Here is a 2252-nt window from a genome sequence, read left to right as displayed (position 1 = left end):
AAGTACAAAAAGGTGTTATCGAAAATTGCAAGATTTATGGTGACTTTTTTGGCGTGGGCGATGTAAAAGAGGTAGAACAAGCCTTGATAGGTACCCGATATGATAAGTCGGAACTAGAAAGAATGCTTCAAGAAATCGATGTAAAAGCATACTTTGGAAATATTGAAAAGACAGATTTCCTGCAGCTTATTTATTAAATGAGCTGCTTTTGGGCGGAAATGATTAATCAAGATTATCCATTTCCTAGTGTTTAAGGTATAATAGATCATAGTAGTAATAGAAACTTTTAAATTTAGATTCAAAGTAGAAAGAGAGTGTTCATGATGGGCCGTAAGTGGAACAATATTAAAGAAAAGAAAGCGTCAAAGGATGCGAATACAAGTCGTATTTATGCAAAATTTGGACGTGAAATATATGTAGCCGCAAAGCAGGGTGAACCAGATCCAGAATCAAATCAAGCATTAAAAATTGTTCTCGAACGCGCGAAAACATACAGTGTTCCTAAAACAATTATTGACCGTGCAATTGAAAAGGCAAAAGGCGGAGCAGAAGAAAGCTATGATGAGCTTCGTTATGAAGGATTTGGGCCAAACGGATCAATGGTGATTGTGGATGCGCTGACGAATAATGTTAACCGTACTGCATCCGAGGTACGTGCAGCATTCGGTAAAAACGGAGGAAACATGGGTGTGAGCGGATCGGTATCCTACATGTTTGATGCGACAGCTGTAATCGGATTTGAAGGCAAAACTGAAGATGAAGTTCTTGAGCTTTTAATGGAAGCAGATGTAGAGGTTCGCGATATTCTAGCAGAAGATGATCAAGTGATTGTTTATGCAGAACCTGATCAATTCCATGCTGTTCAAGAAGCGTTCAAAAATAGCGGCATAACTGAATTTACCGTTGCAGAATTAACCATGCTGGCACAAAATGACGTCACACTACCAGAAGATTCTAAGGCACAATTTGAAAAAATGATTGATGCATTGGAAGATTTAGAAGATGTTAGACAAGTGTACCACAACGTTGATTTAGGTGAATGATAATAAAGGGTCGGGCCTCTGTCTTAAAGTGGGGGCTAGGCCCTTAATATATTTTCAAATCAAGTACCAGAGCATTGCTGCCATTTCATAATACTATGTCATAGTTTGATTTCAAAAGTTTCCAATTAGTTCTTAAACAAAGTTATTGACTTCCTGAATTATTAGTGATACGATATAAATCTTGTCGCTGTAGTATATTATCGCAAGCGATATTTTTATTGTTAATATTTTTCGTAGAAGTATATAGAAATGAAGTTAATTGGTATTGTTTGTACCATTTATTTTCAGAAACAAAAAGAAACGTTATTATATTTTCACTTCTCAAAAAACAAATAAAAAATTATTGACTTCTGTGAAATTAGATGATAAGATATTAGTTGTCGCTGAATTAAATCAAAAAAAGAAATCAAGCGATATTTTTTCTTTAAAATATTTTCGTAGAAGTTGACAAAAATGAAGTCTTTTGATACAATATTTTTTGTCGCTAATACAAGTGAAATGGTTCTTTGAAAACTAAACAAAACAGAAACGTCAACGTTAATTCTAAGTCTATTTATTAGACATTTTATGAGCTATATCAACTCTTTATTGGAGAGTTTGATCCTGGCTCAGGACGAACGCTGGCGGCGTGCCTAATACATGCAAGTCGAGCGAATCTGAGGGAGCTTGCTCCTGACGATTAGCGGCGGACGGGTGAGTAACACGTGGGTAACCTGCCTGTAAGATTGGGATAACTCCGGGAAACCGGAGCTAATACCGGATAACATTTCGAACCGCATGGTTCAAAGTTGAAAGGTGGCTTTTGCTACCACTTACAGATGGACCCGCGGCGCATTAGCTAGTTGGTGAGGTAACGGCTCACCAAGGCGACGATGCGTAGCCGACCTGAGAGGGTGATCGGCCACACTGGGACTGAGACACGGCCCAGACTCCTACGGGAGGCAGCAGTAGGGAATCTTCCGCAATGGACGAAAGTCTGACGGAGCAACGCCGCGTGAGCGAAGAAGGCCTTCGGGTCGTAAAGCTCTGTTGTTAGGGAAGAACAAGTACCGTTCGAATAGGGCGGTACCTTGACGGTACCTAACCAGAAAGCCACGGCTAACTACGTGCCAGCAGCCGCGGTAATACGTAGGTGGCAAGCGTTGTCCGGAATTATTGGGCGTAAAGCGCGCGCAGGCGGTTTCTTAAGTCTGATGTGAAAGCCCGCGG

At 40.2% G+C, this 2252-nt stretch carries 2 protein-coding genes and 1 rRNA gene; all 3 read left to right on the top strand.

Annotated features, from left to right (window positions below; translation table 11 throughout):
* A partial coding sequence (locus WQ54_RS17735) for a lipoate protein ligase C-terminal domain-containing protein (RefSeq protein ID WP_046585949.1) occupies nt 1–197 on the top strand: 197 nt, incomplete at its 5' end.
* 126 nt (nt 198–323) lie between these two features.
* Nucleotides 324–1043: a YebC/PmpR family DNA-binding transcriptional regulator gene (locus WQ54_RS17730; protein WP_046585952.1), complete on the top strand. Its 720-nt coding sequence runs from the start codon at nt 324–326 to the stop codon at nt 1041–1043.
* Between the two features lie 585 nt (nt 1044–1628).
* A 16S ribosomal RNA gene (locus WQ54_RS17725) occupies nt 1629–2252 on the top strand; the annotation flags it as partial.

The sequence above is a fragment of the Bacillus sp. SA1-12 genome (assembly GCF_000981385.1).
Classification (GTDB): Bacteria; Bacillota; Bacilli; order Bacillales; family Bacillaceae; genus Metabacillus.
The sequence above is the reverse complement of the archived record's forward strand: the minus strand, read 5'-3'. Positions and strand labels throughout refer to the sequence as shown.

What these genes read in the sequence shown, in the direction of transcription:
- WQ54_RS17730 (WP_046585952.1), top strand. Translation starts at nt 324, where the DNA reads ATGGGCCGTAAGTGGAACAATATTAAAGAAAAGAAAGCGTCAAAGGAT.